Source organism: Candidatus Pelagibacter sp., from assembly GCF_052049815.1.
Taxonomy (GTDB): Bacteria; Pseudomonadota; Alphaproteobacteria; order Pelagibacterales; family Pelagibacteraceae; genus Pelagibacter.
The window spans coordinates 1-18942 of record NZ_JBNGZG010000002.1 but is presented as its reverse complement, the minus strand read 5'-3'; the positions used below and the strand labels follow the sequence as shown (position 1 = coordinate 18942).

The 18942-nt window shown below is 30.1% G+C and carries 21 protein-coding genes; 6 read left to right on the top strand and 15 right to left on the bottom strand.

Annotation, left to right across the window (positions count from 1 at the left end; all coding sequences use genetic code 11):
- Positions 1–5 precede the first annotated feature (5 nt).
- Both ACTT9D_RS00705 and xsc read right to left on the bottom strand, forming a co-directional pair.
- Complete coding sequence (locus ACTT9D_RS00705) at positions 6–1310, bottom strand: NAD(P)/FAD-dependent oxidoreductase (RefSeq protein ID WP_440929988.1); 1305 nt, start codon at positions 1308–1310, stop codon at positions 6–8.
- Between the two features lie 38 nt (positions 1311–1348).
- Positions 1349–3133 carry a sulfoacetaldehyde acetyltransferase gene (gene xsc / locus ACTT9D_RS00700; RefSeq protein ID WP_440929987.1) on the bottom strand — a complete coding sequence of 595 codons (1785 nt, stop codon included), beginning with the start codon at positions 3131–3133 and terminating at the stop codon, positions 1349–1351.
- Between the two features lie 116 nt (positions 3134–3249).
- On the opposite strand from xsc, the gene ACTT9D_RS00695 reads away from it, so the two are divergent.
- From ACTT9D_RS00695 to ACTT9D_RS00685, 3 genes are read left to right on the top strand one after another with little or no spacing between them, the layout of a single operon-like run.
- A complete protein-coding gene (locus ACTT9D_RS00695) occupies positions 3250–3534 on the top strand; it encodes a UxaA family hydrolase (RefSeq protein WP_440929986.1) in 285 nt (94 codons plus the stop codon).
- Between the two features lie 4 nt (positions 3535–3538).
- Complete coding sequence (locus tag ACTT9D_RS00690; RefSeq protein WP_014953103.1) at positions 3539–4705, top strand: UxaA family hydrolase; 1167 nt, start codon at positions 3539–3541, stop codon at positions 4703–4705.
- A gap of 16 nt (positions 4706–4721) precedes the next feature.
- A complete protein-coding gene (locus ACTT9D_RS00685; protein WP_440929985.1) occupies positions 4722–5798 on the top strand; it encodes a YeiH family protein in 1077 nt (358 codons plus the stop codon).
- Here ACTT9D_RS00685 and ACTT9D_RS00680 read toward each other — a convergent pair.
- The 12 genes from ACTT9D_RS00680 to ACTT9D_RS00625 all read right to left on the bottom strand — a co-directional run bounded on the left by ACTT9D_RS00680 (position 5788) and on the right by ACTT9D_RS00625 (position 15950).
- Complete coding sequence (locus ACTT9D_RS00680) at positions 5788–6873, bottom strand: sulfite exporter TauE/SafE family protein (RefSeq protein ID WP_440929984.1); 1086 nt, start codon at positions 6871–6873, stop codon at positions 5788–5790. The two genes, ACTT9D_RS00685 and ACTT9D_RS00680, sit on opposite strands and share 11 nt — an antisense overlap.
- Positions 6874–7095: 222 nt before the next feature.
- Entirely contained in the window at positions 7096–7449 is a 354-nt protein-coding gene (locus tag ACTT9D_RS00675; RefSeq protein WP_440929983.1) for a hypothetical protein, read from the bottom strand.
- Positions 7450–7471: 22 nt separating this feature from the next.
- On the bottom strand, positions 7472–9331 hold the full coding sequence (gene aprA / locus ACTT9D_RS00670; RefSeq protein WP_440929982.1) for an adenylyl-sulfate reductase subunit alpha: 1860 nt from the start codon (positions 9329–9331) through the stop codon (positions 7472–7474).
- On the bottom strand, positions 9331–9801 hold the full coding sequence (gene aprB / locus ACTT9D_RS00665; RefSeq protein WP_440929981.1) for an adenylyl-sulfate reductase subunit beta: 471 nt from the start codon (positions 9799–9801) through the stop codon (positions 9331–9333). The genes aprA and aprB overlap by 1 nt, the downstream gene beginning before the upstream one ends.
- A 32-nt stretch (positions 9802–9833) precedes the next feature.
- Positions 9834–10625, bottom strand: a complete 792-nt coding sequence (locus ACTT9D_RS00660; protein ID WP_440929980.1) for an adenylyl-sulfate reductase — start codon at positions 10623–10625, stop codon at positions 9834–9836.
- Positions 10626–10719: 94 nt separating this feature from the next.
- Positions 10720–11121 (bottom strand): HIT family protein, encoded by a 402-nt coding sequence (locus tag ACTT9D_RS00655; RefSeq protein ID WP_440929979.1) that lies wholly within the window; start codon positions 11119–11121, stop codon positions 10720–10722.
- Positions 11121–11279, bottom strand: coding sequence for a hypothetical protein (locus ACTT9D_RS00650; RefSeq protein ID WP_440929978.1), 159 nt, complete (start codon positions 11277–11279; stop codon positions 11121–11123). The genes ACTT9D_RS00655 and ACTT9D_RS00650 overlap by 1 nt, the downstream gene beginning before the upstream one ends.
- A 75-nt stretch (positions 11280–11354) precedes the next feature.
- A complete protein-coding gene (locus tag ACTT9D_RS00645; protein ID WP_440929977.1) occupies positions 11355–11888 on the bottom strand; it encodes an aminotransferase class IV in 534 nt (177 codons plus the stop codon).
- A complete protein-coding gene (locus tag ACTT9D_RS00640) occupies positions 11851–12408 on the bottom strand; it encodes an aminodeoxychorismate/anthranilate synthase component II (protein ID WP_440929976.1) in 558 nt (185 codons plus the stop codon). Before ACTT9D_RS00640 ends, ACTT9D_RS00645 begins: the two co-directional genes overlap by 38 nt.
- Positions 12405–13556, bottom strand: coding sequence for a chorismate-binding protein (locus ACTT9D_RS00635; protein WP_440929975.1), 1152 nt, complete (start codon positions 13554–13556; stop codon positions 12405–12407). Before ACTT9D_RS00635 ends, ACTT9D_RS00640 begins: the two co-directional genes overlap by 4 nt.
- 1 nt (position 13557) lies before the next feature.
- Positions 13558–14778: an MFS transporter gene (locus ACTT9D_RS00630; protein ID WP_440929974.1), complete on the bottom strand. Its 1221-nt coding sequence runs from the start codon at positions 14776–14778 to the stop codon at positions 13558–13560.
- Positions 14775–15950: a trans-sulfuration enzyme family protein gene (locus ACTT9D_RS00625; protein WP_440929973.1), complete on the bottom strand. Its 1176-nt coding sequence runs from the start codon at positions 15948–15950 to the stop codon at positions 14775–14777. Before ACTT9D_RS00625 ends, ACTT9D_RS00630 begins: the two co-directional genes overlap by 4 nt.
- A gap of 171 nt (positions 15951–16121) precedes the next feature.
- Here ACTT9D_RS00625 and ACTT9D_RS00620 point away from each other — a divergent pair, with 171 nt between their 5' ends.
- Positions 16122–16808: a hypothetical protein gene (locus ACTT9D_RS00620; protein ID WP_440929972.1), complete on the top strand. Its 687-nt coding sequence runs from the start codon at positions 16122–16124 to the stop codon at positions 16806–16808.
- Here the strand turns inward: ACTT9D_RS00620 and mnmA are convergent.
- Positions 16801–17916: a tRNA 2-thiouridine(34) synthase MnmA gene (gene mnmA, locus ACTT9D_RS00615; protein WP_440929971.1), complete on the bottom strand. Its 1116-nt coding sequence runs from the start codon at positions 17914–17916 to the stop codon at positions 16801–16803. The two genes, ACTT9D_RS00620 and mnmA, sit on opposite strands and share 8 nt — an antisense overlap.
- A gap of 43 nt (positions 17917–17959) precedes the next feature.
- Between mnmA and ACTT9D_RS00610 the strand changes: the two genes are divergently transcribed.
- The gene (locus tag ACTT9D_RS00610; RefSeq protein ID WP_014953086.1) at positions 17960–18130 is read left to right on the top strand and encodes a DUF3553 domain-containing protein; all 171 of its coding nucleotides are present in this window, start codon (positions 17960–17962) and stop codon (positions 18128–18130) included.
- Positions 18127–18903: a 3'(2'),5'-bisphosphate nucleotidase CysQ family protein gene (locus tag ACTT9D_RS00605; protein WP_440929970.1), complete on the top strand. Its 777-nt coding sequence runs from the start codon at positions 18127–18129 to the stop codon at positions 18901–18903. The genes ACTT9D_RS00610 and ACTT9D_RS00605 overlap by 4 nt, the downstream gene beginning before the upstream one ends.
- Positions 18904–18942: the final 39 nt, after the last annotated feature.

The window sequence follows — 18942 nt, the reverse complement described above, 5'->3', positions numbered from 1 at the left end:
ATAAATCATATTTCAGATCTAGCTCGCAATCTTTCATAGAATAATCTTGATCTTATTCCTATGCTTAAAAAAGGTTCAGGTGGTAACCATGTTGGTTTATTTCTTAATTCAATACATTGAATTTCTTTAGTATTTTGCCCTATTGCTTTAAATGCGATCTGCTCTCCAAATAATGTGCCAACCCCTATTCCAGAGCCATTATAACAACCACCCACAAAAATATTATCATCTATTTTTTCAAATATCTGCGAACTATTTCTTGTTCTTGAAACTATACCTGACCAAGAAGATTGAATAATATCATCAGGAAGTTGAGGAAATCTTTTTTTTATCCCTAGTTTTTGTTTTAAATATCTTTGATTTAAAATTGATTGAAGCATTTTCATTGGATTGTGTATCTCTGCTGTATTTCTAATTAAAATTCGTCTATCTTTTGTCATTCTAATTGTGGCACCCATGGGTCTAACAGGAAGAACACCCCATTCTTTTGGCTTTCCTATACTTTCATGTTCATTATCAGTTAATGGTCTTGTCATGCTTGCTGTAAGGGTAATTGGAAAATTATAGTTTTTTTTAATACCTAATGATCTTAAAAAACCATTGGTCGCAAAAATTATTTTTTTTGTTTTAATTGTACTATTTTTAAATTTGCAATTAATAAAATCTTTTTCTTTAAACCATTCTAACAATGAGGAGTTTTCATATAATTCTACATTTTTGGGCAATGTATCAACCATTGCTCTTACAAGCTTTCCAGGATGTAATAATATACCACCCTTGGTATGCAAACCTACATTATAAAAATTTGTCCCTAATCTATTAGTTAATTGTTCGTTGTTTAGAATATCATGTTCATATCCTAGTTTTTCTAAAGTATTTGAAAAATTATTTAATATTGTTTGATCTTCTTTTCTTGAAGAGGCAAAAAATTTTCCACACTCATTCCAATCACAATCAACTTGATATTCTTTGATAAAATTTTTGACAGCTTTAATTCCTAAATCATATATGTCTGCTTTTTTTTTATAACTTTCTAACTCTTTATTAGACGTGAAACCGTCATTTAAAGTTGTATCAACTAGATAACCTGAGTTTCTCCCACTTGCTCCTTCTCCTGCTAATTGAGCATCAACAATAACAATTTTTTCCTTTGGAAATATTTCACCCAACTTTCTAGCAGCAGATAAACCTGTGAAACCAGCTCCTACGATAAGCCAATTAGTTGATAAATTATCACTTAAAATTTTAATATTTTGTCTAGGAATAAGATCTTTAATCCAGCTACAAGCATTATCGTTAGTCACTTCCATAAAGTGACTTTACGATAATTGATAAATTTTTTAAAGAATTAAGAATTCAATGAAGGTTGTTTCTTCATGTCTGCTTTGTTGATACCAGCAACTCTTACTGGTTTCTTCATCGCATCTCTTCTAAATGGTTCACCTAACTCTTGATTTAAAACTACTTCAATAAAAGTAGTTATTCCTTTTTTCTGATCTTCACATGATTGTTTGATCGCGTTAGTAGTTTCTTCCATAGTTCTTACAGTTACACCTTTAAGACCACAAGCATCTGCTACTTTTGCATAACTTAATTCAGGATCTAACTCTGTTCCAACAAAATTGTTATCAAACCAAAGAGTTGTATTTCTTTTTTCTGCACCCCATTGATAATTTCTAAAAATAACCATTGTTATCGCTGGCCATTCTTCTCTTGCACATGAACTCATCTCATTCATACTAATTCCAAATGCTCCATCTCCTGCAAAACCAATTACAGGTGTATCAGGACAACCAATTTTTGCTCCTAAGATTGATGGGAACCCATAACCACAAGGACCAAATAAACCTGGTGCTAAATACTTTCTACCTTTTTCAAAAGTTGGATAAGCATTTCCAATTGCACAATTGTTTCCAATGTCACTTGAGATAATAACATCATCAGGCATACCAGCTTGAATTGCTCTCCAAGCTTGTCTTGGTGACATTCTATCAGCATCTCTTTCTCTTGCTTCTTTATTCCAAACTGTACCTTCATCATCATCTTCATGGTCTAAACTTGAAAGTTTTTGTAACCACGCAGATTTTGTTTGATGAATTAAATCTTTTCTTGTTTGTCTGTCAGTGTCACCAGCACTTGATGAAAGTTTAGCTAAGATTTGTTCTGCAACTAATTTTGCATCACCACTGATACCAACAGTCACCTTTTTAGTTAAACCAATTCTATCTGGATTAATATCTACCTGAATAATGCTTGCATTTTTCGGCCAATAATCAATTCCATAACCTGGTAAAGTTGAAAAAGGATTTAGTCTTGTTCCTAAAGCTAACACAACATCAGCTTTTGAAATTAATTCCATAGCAGCTTTTGAACCATTATATCCTAATGGACCTACTGCTAATGGATGACTTCCTGGAAAACTGTCATTATGTTGATAACCAGAGCAAACTGGTGCATCTAATTTTTCAGCTAGGTTTTTAGTAGCTTCGATTGCTCCTCCAATTACAACACCAGCCCCAGAAAGTATAACTGGAAATTTTGCGTTTGATAATAAGTTAGCAGCTTTATCTATAGCTTCAGATCCACCACCTTGTCTTTCTAATCTTACGATTGGTGGAAGATCAATATCAATAACTTGTGTCCAATAATCTCTTGGAACATTTATCTGAGCAGGTGCAGATCCCCTAATGGCTTTTTCAATTACTCTGTTTAAAACCTCTGCCATTCTAGATGGGTCTCTTACCTCTTCTTGATAACAAACCATATCTTTAAATAAATTCATTTGCTCAACTTCTTGGAAACCACCTTGGCCCATAGTTTTGTTTGCAGCTTGAGGAGTAACTAACAAAAGAGGTGTATGGTTCCAGTAAGCAGTTTTTATTGGTGTTACTAAACCAGTAATCCCAGGACCATTCTGTGCAATGACCATTGACATTTTTCCTGTAGCTCTTGTGTAGCCGTCAGCAATTAATCCACCATTAGTTTCGTGAGCAACGTCCCAAAATGTTATACCTGCATCAGGAAATATATCTGAAATTGGCATGAATGCTGATCCAATAATACCAAAAGCATGTTCAATACCATGCATTTGTAGAACTTTTACAAAAGCTTCTTCAGTTGTCATTTTAGTCATAATTTAGTGTAACCTCTCTTTAAATTAAGTCTCTTTTTTTAAAAACTGTTTGTTAATTTTTGCGATTAATATATAAGAATTTTGAAAATTCAAACAAACAATTCGACACAATATATATGGCTACAGATATCATAATTCACGATGAAAAAGACAACGTAGGAGTAGTTGTTATTGAAAAAATAACTCCAAAACAAGATTGTTCTTGCTGGGTAATGGAAAATGACAGCACAGTAAATATACAATCAGTAGATGAAATACCTTTAGGGCACAAAATTGCAATGACTGACCTAAATGAAGGTGATACGATTCTTAAATACGGTCATGATATTGGTAAAGTAGTTAAATCAATCAAAAAAGGTGAGCACGTTCATGTTCACAATGTCAAAACGAAGAAATGGTAGTAATATGGAAATTCCAAAGAGTTTTTTAGGTTATAAAAGAGAAAATGGCAGAGCCGGAACAAGAAATCACGTAATTATCTTGCCAGTAGACGATATTTCAAATGCATGTGCGGAAGCTGTTGCAAATAACATTAAAGGAACAATTGCATTGCCACACTCTTACGGGAGATTACAATTTGGCGCTGATTTAGAACTACATTTTAGAACAATGATAGGAACTGGAAGTAACCCAAATGTTGCTGCGGTGATTGTAATAGGTATCGAGCCTAAATGGACAAAAAAAATTGTTGATGGAATTGCAAAGACTGGGAAGCCAGTTGAAGGTTTTCATATAGAGCGTACAGGTGACATTGGAACTGTAATGAAAGCTTCAAAAAAAGCTCAGGAATTTGTTATGTGGGCATCTGAAAAACAAAGAGAAGAATGTCCAATAAGTGATTTATGGATTTCCGTTAAATGTGGAGAGTCTGATACAACATCTGGATTAGCAGCTAATCCTACAGTTGGAAACTTGATGGATAAACTAGAGCCTCTAGGAGTTCATTTATGTTTTGGTGAAACTTCTGAGTTAACTGGAGCAGAAAAAGTTTGTGCTACAAGAGGTGCAACAAAAGAGGCTTCAGATAAGTTTATGAAAACTTGGAGTGCGTACAACGATTTCATTTTAAAAGAAGCAACAGATGATCTTTCTGAAAGTCAACCTACAGCTGGAAATATTGCTGGTGGCTTAACTACAATTGAAGAAAAAGCTTTTGGAAATTTCCAAAAAATTGGATCAAGAAAATTTGTTGATGTTTTAGAACCAGCAGAAGAACCAAAAAAAGGTAAAGGCTTATATTTTATGGATACTTCATCAGCAGCAGCTGAATGTGTAACACTTCAAGCTGCAGCAGGATTTAATATTCATTTATTTCCAACTGGACAAGGTAATATTGTTGGAAATCCAATTGAACCAGTTGTGAAATTAACAGCTAATCCATTAACTGTAAAAGGTATGGGTGAACATATTGATTGTGATGTTTCAAAAATCCTATCAAGAGAAATGAATATGTCAGAAGCAGGAGATAAGTTAATAGAAACAACTTTAAGAGTTGCAAATGGAAGATTAACTTGTGCTGAAGCTTTAGGTCATAGAGAGTTTGTTATGACTAAACTTTACAGAAGTGCTTAATTATCAATAAGGTATAATGTCTATAAAGAAAAAATTGGTAGTAATACCAGGCATTATACTTGCATTCATTTTATACTCTCTTTCTCAAGGAATAAATAATGTAATTGGAATTGAGTTATTAGGTTACGACAAAAGTCCAATATCCACTGCAATGTTTGCTATTCTAATTGGAATGATACTTGGAAATATTTTCAAAATCAGAAAATTGTTTTTAATTGGTTTAGATTTTACTCAGAAAAATATTTTAAAACTTGGGATTATCTGCTTAGGAATACAATTGAAGCCTTTTGAATTCTTAAAGTTTGGAACTATTGCAATTCCTCTTATTATTATCTGCATTATAAGTGTTTTAGTGGTCATAAAACTTGTAATTAAAAAATTAAAGATCCCTACTAGAATGGCTTATCTTATTTCAATTGGGTCAACTGTATGTGGTACTACTGCAATTATGGCAACTGCTCCTGTAATAAAAGCTAATAAAAGTGAAGTATCTTATGCAATCGCAAACATGACTTTGTTTGGTATTTTTTCAATGCTTGTTTATCCTTATTTTGCAAATTTTTACTTTGATGCGGAGTCTCTTTTAGTTGGACTTTTCCTTGGTACTTCAATTCATGAAACATCTCAAGTGGCAGCTGCAGGATTAATTTATGAACAGCAATTTAACAGTCCAGAAACACTAAATATAGCAACTGTAACAAAATTAATAAGAAATACATTTTTAGTAATTATGATACCTCTATTTGCGTTCCTATATAACAGAGGAAATGTTGTTAAGAAAAATTATTCATTAGTAAGTATTTTCCCATACTTTGTTTTAGGATTTATAGGAATGATAATAGTTAGAAATTTAGGTGATTATTATTTTATAGAAAGCAATAATCAAGTTTGGACTGATACTATTTCATTAATAAAAACCTCCTCAAAAGTATTTCTTACAATGGCAATGGCTGCAATTGGATTGTCTACCAATTTTAGGGATATAAAGTCTATGGGTTATAAACCTTTTGTTGTAGGTTTAATTGGAATGACAACAGTTGGTGTAGTAAGTATTTTTTGTATAGAAATATTTACAGATATATTTACTTATTAGCAGGAACTGCTAATTTTTTTCTAAGGTTAGAAAAAAATCTTCTAATAAATGCTGCCGCCACACCTAAAAAAATAGCAAACATAATTGTAAACAAACTATAAAATAAAGGCATCTCTTGTGAAAATTTTTGAATAAACACTGAAAAGAAATTTAAATCATTATCTAAAACTTTAACTATTTCTGTTTCAACCTTCTCGGCAAAAAAAGTATCGTATGCCATTGCAATTCCAACTAACAATAATAAAATCGCTAACAAAGCTCTTAATCCACTACTATTAATTTTTTCTCCAAGTTTTTGACCTACTTGCACACCAATGATTGATCCTGTAACAAGCATTAAAACTAAAAGTAAATCAATTGAGCCATAATTAAAAGCGTGTAAGAAAGTAACAATCACGCTCACAAAAATTGTAACAAATAAAGAAGTCCCAGGAACTAACTTGGTTGGCATACCAATGATATAAATCATTGCGGGAACTAAAATAAAAGCACCTCCAATTCCCATTATCGCAGCAATAAATCCAACAAACAATCCAATAATAATTGGTGTAAAAGCACTTTCATATAATTTTGATTTTGGAAATCTCAATCTGAAAGGAAGACCATGTATCCAATAATGAACATGTAATTTTTTTTTAACTAAAACATTTCTTCTCTGTTTATCTATCTCACCAAGGCTCTCGACCAACATTAAAGAACCAATTATTGCTAAAATGTACATGTAAGCTAAAGCAATAACTACATCAATTTTTCCCATATCTTGAAAGTATGAAAAAGTATAAATTCCTAACAAAGTACCAATAGCACCACCTGTAACTATCATTAAACCCATCTTATAATCTAAAGTATTTTTTAAATAATGTGTTGTTGAGCCAGAGACTGAAGTGGCTAAAATATTATTTGCTTCATTTGCAACTGCATAGGCAGGAGGCACACCTAAAAAAATTAAAAAAGGTGTCATTAAAAATCCACCACCAACCCCGAATAAACCAGATAGAACACCTACAATTGCACTGAGAAGAAGTATTTCAATAGCATTAATATTAACTTCCGCTATTGGTAAATAAACTTCCATAGATGTTAATTATTTAATATTTTACTTAATTAAAAGCAAGGAAAGTTCCAACTAAAATAACACTCCAATAAGCAGTTAAACTAACAACTATTCCAAATTTCACTAGGCTCAGTTTTAAAAGCTTAATTTTGTTTGATATTTTTAAGTAATGGAAATTCATTTCTCGCTCAATAACATTAGCGAGAAAATTGTCAATTTATTTGTTTAATAGACTAAATTTTTTTAATATATGGTAGCGCCAAAGATTTTAACTTCATCATCCTCAACGCCTAAAACTAATCTTCCTAAAAACTCACCTGGGAGTTCTTTATTTGTCTGTTTAATCAACACTGTAATATGATCTCCTCTTCTAAGAGTTCCAAAAGGATTGTAGGTTTCATGAAGGTTGGTTATTACTTTATTATTAGCCCATTGCTTTCCTAGCTCAACTTCATTTGCTCCAAATAACATTTGAGTGGAAAAATCTCTTGTAAAACCACCATAATCCTTAAGATTTGAGGATTTAATTAGATTTTCCCAATAAGGTTTTGCGATTGCAAAGATTTCTTCATCAGATTTATTGAGTAAATCTTTCAATTTATTTCCTTCGAATATTTATTTAAGAAGCTTTCTTTTCCTCTTTTTCGTCTACAATGTGGTAAACAGGTACTTTTTCCATCGTAAACTTACCAGTTTTTGGATCTCTTCTTGAAACTGTTAGGCAATGCCAGTTTTCATCATCAAGTTTCATGTGATCGCCTCTGTAATAATAACCTGGCCAACGAGTTTCTTCTCTAAACAAAGTATGTTCTGTAACACACTGAGAAGTTAAAGCTCTATGTTTAAGCTCCCATGCTCTCATTAACTGGTGATAATCCTCAGCACCAACGTTTTCTAGATCTTCTTGAAGCCATTCTAGTAATTCAAGTCCCCTTTTTAGCATATTTCCATTAGTCATGTAGTTTGAAGTTATTCCTCCAACATACTCATCCATTATCTTTTGGAGTCTTTGTAAACCTTGAATTGGCGAAATATAACTTGGAGAAACAGTTCCTCCTGTAATTTCGTTTCTTCCAATTGTGTAATTATCTAATGGTTTATAAACTTTAGTTTTAAACTCTTCACATTGTTTGTCTGAAACTTTGATGCCATCAGCTTTCTTATCTTCAATGTATTTCACAGCTGCTTTTGCTGCTAACCTACCTTCAGTAAATGATCCTGATGAGAATTTGTGCGCACTTCCACCAACAGTATCACCAGCACCAAATAAACCGTCAATTGTTAACATTCTGTTGTATCCCCAGAAATATTCTGGTGGAGACAAATCTTCGGGTCCACTTACCCAAGCTCCAGAACATGTTGCATGTGAACCCATTACATATGGCTCAGATGTCGTTAATTCTGGATTAGTATATTTTGGATCAATATTTTGTGAAGCCCATACAACCGCTTGACCAACTGTCATACCTAAGAAGTTTTCCCATCCAACAGTTTCTAAATGTGGATCTTGGAAAGCTTCTTTTGTTACCATGTGAATTGGTCCACCGCCAGCTGCAACTTCTTGAATAAATGCATGATTTCTCAAACAAGTAGGAGTTGGATGGTGATCAATATATTCTCCAACTAGCTCTTTAGTTTGATCATACCATTTCTTCTCATAATTCTCACCATTAGCGTTTTGTGTATATGTTTTTAGATGTAAGAAATAAGCACCAACTGGTCCATAACCATCTTTAAATCTACAAAGAACAATTCTATTTTCCATTTGAGTCATTTTTGCACCAGCTGCAATTGGTAATGCATATGCAGAACCATTACTCCAAGGTGCGTACCAAGTTCTACCCATTCCTTCACCAACAGCTCTAGGTTTAAAGATATGTGAAGCTCCACCTGCTGCAACAATTACAGCTTTAGCTCTAAATACATGAAAATCACCTGTTCTCATGTTAAAGCCAACTGCTCCACCAATTCTATTTTGTTGAGACTCATCCATTAATAAATGAGTGATCATTATTCTGTTATAAATTTTATCTGCAGATTTCTTTGCGGCTTCAGCTACAATTGGTTTATAACTCTCACCGTGAATCATTATTTGCCATTTACCTTCTCTTAAATATCTACCTGTCTTTTCATTTTTCATCATAGGTAAACCCCATTCATCAAACATATGAACTGTTGAGTCTACGTGACGAGCCATGTCATAACCTAAATCTTCTCTTACCATTCCCATCAAATCATTTCTTGCGTATCTAACATGATCTTCAGGTTGGTTTTCACCCCACTGCATTCCCATATAGCAATTAATAGCGTAAAGACCTTGCGCTACAGCTCCACTTCTATCAATGTTTGCTTTTTCAACACAAACAATTTTCATATCTCTTCCCCAGTGTCTTGCTTCAAAAGTAGCACCTGTTCCGGCCATACCTCCACCGACAACTAAAATATCACATTCTTCGTAATGAGTTTTATGTTTAGCCATTAGTAATAAACTCCTTTTTTAAAAGATTCTTTTGGAACTGATGGAAGTTCACCGCCAGTATTTAATCCTTCCGGTTCTCTATAAAGTCTTTGTGAATTTATTTCTCCTTGATTTGGCTTGTCACCATCAGCAAGTTTTGGAATAAACTCACCCCAAGGTTTTGTTGTAATTGGAGATACAAAGTTTTTCTCTGTACCATTTCTAAATTTTATTTTCCAAGAGATAGTTCCTTTTTCTTCTTCTCTTCGTACTCTCACACTGTGACCCATTGGAGCAAAATCAGCATAACCTCTTACATCAATTGCATGGTTTGGGCATGCTTTAACACATGAATAACATTCCCAGCAGAAATTTGGTTCAATGTTTTTTGCTCTTCTTATAGTTTCATCAATGTGCATTATATCTGAAGGACAGATATCTACGCAATGACCGCAGCCATCACATCTAGTCATATATACGAAAGTTGACATTTATTTTTTCTCCTTTTTAAATAATCTCATGGTTAATAATGTTTTGGTTCTTCTCTTTTTATTCCTAAACCAAACTGTTCAGGTGCATCAGCTGGAGGAGGAAGATTGTCTCTTGATCCATCTGCTTCAGCAAGATTTTTTTGAATAGCTGCTCCAGGTTTATAAAACATGTGAGCAAACTTAGACCAGTATACTCCACCAAACAAAACAATGTTAGCAACTACAAATAAGGCTAAGAACAAATAACTTAAACCCATTTGATTTGAAAATTGAAAATATGACCAAGCTAAACCAAATGTTGAACAAGCTAAAAGAGCTAATACAAATAAGTCCGCTTTTATAATTCTATACCAAGGAAAAGCTTCTGCAGATACATCTACTCTCAAAAAAAACCAAAACCAAAATCCACCTAGGCAAGTAAGTATAGCTCCAACATGCCATAAAGTTGACCAAACAGTAGTTGACGATCCCTCACTAGTATAACAAAAAACTAAGACAGCAGATGAAACCCAAAACAAAATAGTTCCATACATACCTAATACATGCGCTAATCTTCTTTTACCCATTCCTAATTCAGATGTTGTACCAATATCTACAACTGTAGTTTTTGCAATAATTGTGGCTTTCTCTCCTGCACTTAATGCTTTCGTAGCAGATAATTTTGCTTTTTTTGCATTGTTTAAAAAATAAGTAACATTTTTATGATGAATCATTTGAATTATAGTTCCAGCAGCTATCAAAACTACCATGGCAATAATAAATGATTGCATAGCGTAAGGTGAAACAAATTCAGCTAAATTTAGAAAAGGATTATTTTGTAACATAAGTTTAAAATTTTGATTAGTTTTAAGCTTTTCTAGAGTAGTTTGAATAGGACTTCAATATGTAAGTATTGGTCAATTTGTCTTTATTAATAGTCTAATTTTCTCTTTTATAGTGCTGTTTTTTAGGAATAACCGACCTTACTCCACCTTGAGGATTTTCGACATCCCCCTCTCTTCTTGGAATCAGATGGATATGACAATGCATGATTGATTGACCAGACATTTTTCCTGCATTAGTTCCAATATTAAAAGCTTTAACAGTTTTATCTTTAGCTAAAATTTCATTTTTAATTTTAATAATCAAATCATTACAAGCCAACAATTCCTCGTCACTCATTTCAAAATAATCTTTTACATGTCTTTTTGGAATAATAAGACAATGAAAATCTGAAACTGGATAAGAGTCATAACTTGCGTATGCAAATTCATTTTCTACGGCAATACCACTTTCTTTAGCATTACAAAATAGGCAAGGATTATTGGGATCTCTTATCATTAATATTTTTTACATTGTTTAATAGCTTTTAAATACGTGGATAAAAATAATTTGTAAAATTTCATACTTTTTCTAGACCAGGAATAATCTTTAATTCTTTTAACTGAGGCAACTCCTTTTCCTGATCCAATTAATAATATTTCATCGAATTCAGACAATTTATTTATTTTAATGTCTTTATAATAAAATTTTTTAAATTTATTTTTAAAAAATTTAAATGTAATTCCTTTATACTAATTATTTTTTGGGAGAAAAATCTTATTATTTTTTATAAACACTAAGTTTGAAGTTCCAGTTTCAAAAACTTTATTGTTTACACTTAAGCCTATATCATTTTTTGAATTATCTAATTTTGAAAGATGTTTTAAGATTTGTTTATATTTTAAATTTTTATATTCAGGTTTAACTCTTTTAAGATTTACCAAATTTAAAGTAAAATCTAATTTTGGTTTTATTCTTTTTCTTATTGATACAGATAATGTCTTTTTGTTTATTGCTACTCTTAACAAATGATTGTACTTAATTTTAGGATTAATTATTTTCTTTAAAATTTTTAAAATATTTAATTTTAAATCTGTTTTATATACTTTAAAAACTTTTGTGGATTTTATCAGATTGCTTATATGTTGGTTAAAAAATAAAATTTTTTGTGGTTTATCAAATAACCACATCGTTGTGAAAACACCATGGTCACCCCAAAGATCATTAAATTCAATTTCTTTATAATCTTTAAGCCGATAAGATTTTTTTAATAAGTAAGTTACCATTTATTGTTAAAAAAGATTCTGGATGAAATTGAAAACCATAGATTTTCTCTTTGTTATTTTCAATTGCCATCGCAACGTTTGAATTAGCACATCTCATAGTGATGTCAAAATTTTTTGCTCTAAAAGGTTCTTTTAATTTTAATGAATGATACCTGCCAACCACAAAATTAGTATTTTTCTTGAATAAAGAATTTTTAGATACAACTTTAATTTTTGATTGATAACCATGATATATCTTATTTTGTTCAATAATTTTTCCACCTTCACAATAAAGTATCTGCTGAAAACCTAAGCAAATTCCAATAATTTTTTTTTTATTTTTAAATCTTTTGTAAATTTTTGAGGTAGTTTTATAATCTTTTGGAGAGCCTGGACCTGGAGAAAAAATAATAGTGGAAGCTTTATTTAACTTGTCTTCTCTAATTTCTGAATAATCATCACATTCTACGTTATCAAATAAAGAAAATTGATGAACAACATTGAATGTAAAAGAATCTTTATGATCAATTATATAAATCATTTGAATAAATCTAATAGAGCTTTAGCTTTAATAAAATTTTCATTAAATTCATTTTTAGCTTTGCTATCTACAACAACTCCAGATGCAACTGAAATTTCTGATATATTTTTATAATACAATAATGATCTGATTATTATATTAAATCTCATATCACCATTAAACTTTATAAAACCAAAACTGCCAGTGTAAATATTTCTATTTTCTCTTTCTTGATTGTTTAATAAATTTAAGGTGCTAATTTTTGGGCAACCAATTACTGATCCACCTGGCATCATTGATTTAATTATTTCAATAATTTTTATATTTTTCCTTAATCTTCCAGCAATCAAAGTTACGTAATGAAATAGATCTTTATATTCTTCAATTTTTTTTTCTTTTTTAATTCTGACTGTCCCGGGCACACAAATTCTTGATAAATCATTTCTTTCCATATCAACAATCATATTGTGCTCTTTAGATTCTTTAATATTTTTTCTAAAATATTTGAGTGCTTTTAATTTATTTAATTTCTTGTTCTTTTTCAGTGTTCCAGCTATAGGTTTAGTCGAAATAAAATCTCCTTTTCTGTCTATCAAGTTTTCAGGAGAACAGCTTATTATTGAATAATCTTTATCTTTAATAAAAAAAGATTCTGGTGCTAGATTAGTTTTACATAATTTAGAAAACAAATCTAATGTATCAATAATTGATTTATTTTTATACTTTGTGCAAATTTTAATTTGATAAGTATCACCACTTTTGATTTTCTTCTTAAATTTTTCAAATATTTTTGTGTAATGATTAAGTGATAAATTTATTCTAAATTTAGAATAAATTTTTTTTTTCCTTTCATTTTTATAATCAATATTTTTAAAATTTTGTACTTTTTCTGGTTTATAAAAAATTCCTTTTGGAAAATTAATACTTTTTTGTTTTGGAAGTTTAATGCCGATTAAATTATTTAATATTTCATAACCAAAAAAACCTACAAACAAATCTGTTTCTTTGAAATTTGATTTCTTTTTTTTTATATTATTTAAAAAACCTTTAATATTTTTATTATTTAAAATAATTTTTTTTGAAAATTGAGTGTATAATTTAAAACCTGCATTGGTCTTATAAAGTATAAACGGTTGTTCAGATTTGATTAAATTTTCAAGTGTTTTCAATTTATTCTGTTCTTAATCTTAAAACTGCTTGTTCTTTAATTGGTAAATGAATTATTGCAGCAAAAACAGACAATGCAATTGCTAAATACCACGCATAATCATAGGAACCATAAGTATCATAAAATAATCCACCTAGGTATGCTCCAAAAAAAGATCCAATTTGATGACTTAAAAATACTAAACCATAAAGCAAACCTAAATATCTAGTTCCAAAAATATGGGCAACAATTCCACTAGTTGCTGGCACAGTCGAAAGCCATAGAAATCCAAAGCTAGCTCCAAATATAAAAGCATTTAGGTTGCTAGGTGGTAAAAATATAAAGAAAATTATTGAAATTCCTCTCAAGAAGTAAATTGCACTTAGAATAATTTTTTTACTCATTTTTGTTGATAAGTATCCACTTAATAATGAACCAAAGATATTAAATAAACCGATAAGAGATAAAATTGCTGCCGCTGTCCAATCTTCCAACCCTCTATCAATCACATATTTTGGAACATGGGTTCCAACTAAAGTTATATGAAAACCACAAACAAAAAATCCTGAAACTAATAAAATATAACTTCTAGTACCAAAAGCTTCTTTTAAAGCTTCAATAACTGTTTGATCACTTGTTTTCTCAGGTGTCTCATTTAAAGATGGAGACCTTACAAAATAAGACACAATCAATCCAAAAATTAAAAAAAACATAAAAACGCTCAAGGTTTGCTCCCATCCATTAGCGTTTAAGGAATAGTTTGTATATAAAGGTGAAGCAAAATAACCTAAAGAACCAACGGCTGTTACAAAACTCATTGCAATAGTTCTATTTGATAAAGGAAAATGTTTTCCAACTATTGCCATTGGAATACTAATTGCTGTTCCCCCAAGACCAATTCCAACTAATAATCCTAAATCTAATTGAAAAAATAATCCTGTATTAGGACCATTATATAAAAAATAAATTCCTAAAATATAAAAAATAAAAGCTAGGCTAATTGCTTTATGGCCACCATACTTATCAGCAATCGCTCCAAAGATAGGACCTGTTAAACCCCACATTAACATTTGTATTCCTACAGCTAATCCAGAATTAGTAATTGAAATTCCTAGATCTTTCTTGAAATCCATAAAAAACAATCCAAACGTTTGTCTAACTCCAAGTGAAATGAAAACAACTGCGCAAGCAGCAATTAAAGTGATTATTGCTGTACGTGATTGAAAAAATTTATTTTGTGTCATTTTAAATGCTTGAGTGCTTGTTTTAAATCTGCAATCAAGTCATTTGGATCCTCTAAACCGATATGTAATCTTACAAGATGTTCGTTTTTAGTTAACTTAAGAAAATTTCTTTTGCCCTGCTCTCTTACATCTTGATATAAAGCTAAACTTTCAAAACCACCCCAGCTGTATCCGTAACCAAATAATTTTAATGAGTTTACAAATTTGACCACTGAGTTTTTACTCTTAGCTTTTATACGAAGTCCCATTAAACCAGATGCTCCCGAATAATATTTCTTCCACATCCTAAAATTTACAGAGTCTTTTTTATATGGATAAAGTAATTTAAAGTTTTTATGATTTGATAAAAACTCAGAAACTTTTTTTGCATTTTCTCTATGTCTATCCAACCTTATATCTAAAGTTCTAAGTCCTCTTGTTATTAAATAAGCATCGTCAGGACTCATTCTCATTCCGCAAACTTTATCTGCTTTTTGAATTTGTTTAAAAACTTTTTTATTTACTGCTAATGATCCTCCCATAACGTCTGAGTGACCTGAATAATATTTAGTTGCTGAAACAATTGCCATATCAAAACCAAGTTTAATTGGTTTTAAAAAATATGGAGTACCCCATGTATTATCAATTGCTGTTAAAATTTTATTTTTCTTTGCAATTGAAATTATTTTTCCAAGATCTTGAAAATCAAAAGTATTACTTCCAGGATTTTCAACAAAAATTAATTTTGTTTTTTTTGTTATATTTTTTTCTAAAGTTTTTAAATCACTAGGATTATAAAATGTTGATTTAATATTAAACTCTTTCAAAAAATCTTGCGTTAAAATTCTAGTAGGACTATAAACTGGATCAGCAACTAAAATTTCATCTCCAGGTCTTACGACGCTAAATATTGATAGGAATACTGCACCAAATCCTGTTGGAGTTAAAAAAACATGATAGCTTTCTTCAAGTTTTGATAAAATTTTTTGCAAAATATGTGTAGTAGATGTCCCTTGTCTTCCATAATCAAAATGTCCTCCGGTTGGATTTTTATTAGCTTTTGACTGAGTTTTTCTAATATCTTGCATAGATTTAAAGATAATAGTTGAGGCTCTTACTACAGGTGGATTAACAGACTGATTATGAAAATCTTTGGCTGTATGTTTTAAAAATGTTTTAAAAGAACTGCTCATAAAAAAATTGATAAGTTAAATTGACAATGCTATATCCCGCGAATAATTTCAATTAAATTATATATAAAAGGATAAAATGGGATACCCGAAAAAACATAGAGGCCGTAGAAAAATGGGCTCTAAAAAAAGAAGAGCTAGAAAAAAAAATAAGAAGAAATAAACTTTTTTTTCATGGAAAATGTAAAGGTTATTAGATCCATATCGTTGTGGATATTTATAATTCCATTTATAGCGGTAAATTCCTGCCTATTAATTATTACACAATTTCATCAAGTGTTACAGCCAGGAGTGCCAATATCTCCCACATTTCCATATATAGATGGTGGTGTTTCAATAAGTAGAACTGTTAGAAATTTCCCTATGTACTTAATTTTTAAACCTGCAATGTTTTTAACCGCTTTTCTATTAATCAAATATTGGTTGAATACAAAAAAAATCATTTATCATTTTAATATAGAAACAAAATATTTAAAAAAAATAATTTTTTTTGGAATAGGCTCAGCTGTAATGTTGGTAATTCATTCTATATTTTTAGGAGTAAAATTTGAATATGATCTATATAAACTCTTTAGAAGAGTAGTAATGTTGTCTTTCATAATTTTCGAGCTTATCGCACAATATTATTTAATTAAAACTCTCTTTGAAGTTAAAGATAAAATCAAAGATAAAATTAATCAAAAATATTTAAAAATGAAAAAATTTCTAATAAATACCTTGATTACTGTGTCTATAATTGTTTTACCCTTTTTACCTTTTGATAACTTTAAATTTTTAAAACATGCTCTTGAATGGAATGTATTTTTGGGGGTAATATTTTTTTATTTACTTACTAATTTGATGTGGAAAAAAACTAATTAGTAATCCATCCACCACCTAAAATTTTATCTCCAAAATTATCTTTTGCGTAAAAAACACATGCTTGACCAGGAGCTATACCGTATTCATCCTCTAATAAATTAACTTTGGCTTCACTATTATTTATATTTACTTTTGCTTTAAGCAATTTCCCAGTTGATCTTACTTTTACAAATACTTCCTTATCAAAGTCTTTATTATTACTCGTTAATAAATTTACTTCTTTTAAATTAATTTCTTTTTTAATAAGATTTTTTTTTGTGCCTACAATAATTTCATTATTATTTGCATCAATTTTAATTACATATAATGGATCTTTATCAGCAATTTTAATTCCTTTACGCTGACCAATAGTATAATTGATAATTCCATCATGAACTCCAATTACTTCACCATTTAAATTTTTAATATTTCCTTTTTTAAATGAGTCTGGTTTAAATTTTTGTATTACAGATGCATAATCTCCATTGGGTACAAAGCATATATCTTGGCTGTCCGGTTTATCAGCTACATTTAAATCTAAATCTTTTGCAATTTTTCTTGTTTCATCTTTTAACATTCCACCTAAAGGAAATCTTAAATAATCAAGTTGTTCTCTTGTTGTATTAAATAAAAAATAACTCTGATCTCGATTGCTATCTTTACCCCTATACATTTGATTAATGCCATTCTCTGTGATGCTTTTGACATAATGACCAGTTATTAAAGCGTCTGCATTTAAATTTTTAGACTCTTCAAATAAGTCGGTAAATTTTACTGTTTGATTACATTGAACACACGGTATTGGAGTTTCTCCGTTTAGATAACTCTCTACAAAATTATCTATAACGCCTTCTTTAAATTTATTTTGATAATATAAAATTTTATGTTCTATGTTTAGTTTGTCAGCAACTCTTTTTGCATCCATTATATCTTGACCAGCACAACATTGTTTTGATTGAGTAGTTTGTTGAGTATCATTATATAATTTTAAAGTGATACCAATAACTTTATAACCTTCATTTTTCATCATAGCTGCAACCGTTGAAGAATCTACTCCACCAGACATTGCAACAACAACAAGTGTATCCTCTGGTTTTTTATTGAAACCTAATGAGTTTAATTTGGTCATAATTTAATGTTATTTATTTACATATTGAATATAAGTAAATCAAATGATTTTAGATTATGAGCCTGGAGATAGAGTAATAAATCCCAATAAAAAAGACTGGGGTATAGGTCAAGTGCAATCAATTATTGATTTTAAAGTTACAATAAATTTTGAAAACGCTGGGAAAAAAGTAATTAATGCAAAAGAGATTAAAATTGAAAAACTAAAAAAATGAATACTGAAGAAGCAAAAAAAATTACAAAGTCATTAATTGATACTTTTTATGCTGCAGGTGATCTTGCATTATCAATAAGGGAAAAAGGTCTTAAAAAAGAAATTAAATCTGACAACACACCTGTTACTAATGGCGATATTGAGGTAAATAAAGTTTTAACTAAAAAGATTAAAGAAACTACACCAAACATCCCTGTTGTATCCGAAGAAAATTCTGAAAATAAAGAAAATCAAAGTTTAAAAGATTTTTGGTTAATTGATCCAATTGATGGAACTAGAGATTATCTAAACAATAAAGATGAGTTTACTTTAAATGCAAGTTTAATAATTAATAAAAAGCCTTTAATTGGTTTAATCAATGCTCCTGCAAAAAAAAGAATGTTTTATGCATACGCAGAATCTCATTCTTACGAATTAGTCAATGGACAAGAAATTTCATTATCTTCAAAATTAAAATCTAATAACGAAATTACTGCTGTAAGTTATTCCAACGAATTAAAACCAGAAATTTTAGAAATTCATAAAAGGTATAAAGTTTCTTCACATCAAAAAATGAAAAGTTCTCTAAAATTTTGTGTAGTTGCAGCTGGTGAGTTTGATTTATATGTAGCTGAACCAAGAGCTTGTGAATGGGATATTGCAGCAGGTCATGCTTTGATAATTCATTCTGGAGGATCAATTACTGAATTTGCTAACAATGAAATAATTTATGGTAAAAAAGATTTCAAAAATACAAGTATAATTGTAAAAAATAAAAACTTAAAAAATGGATGAGCAATTAAGAATTATATTAATTATTATTGTTTCAGTATC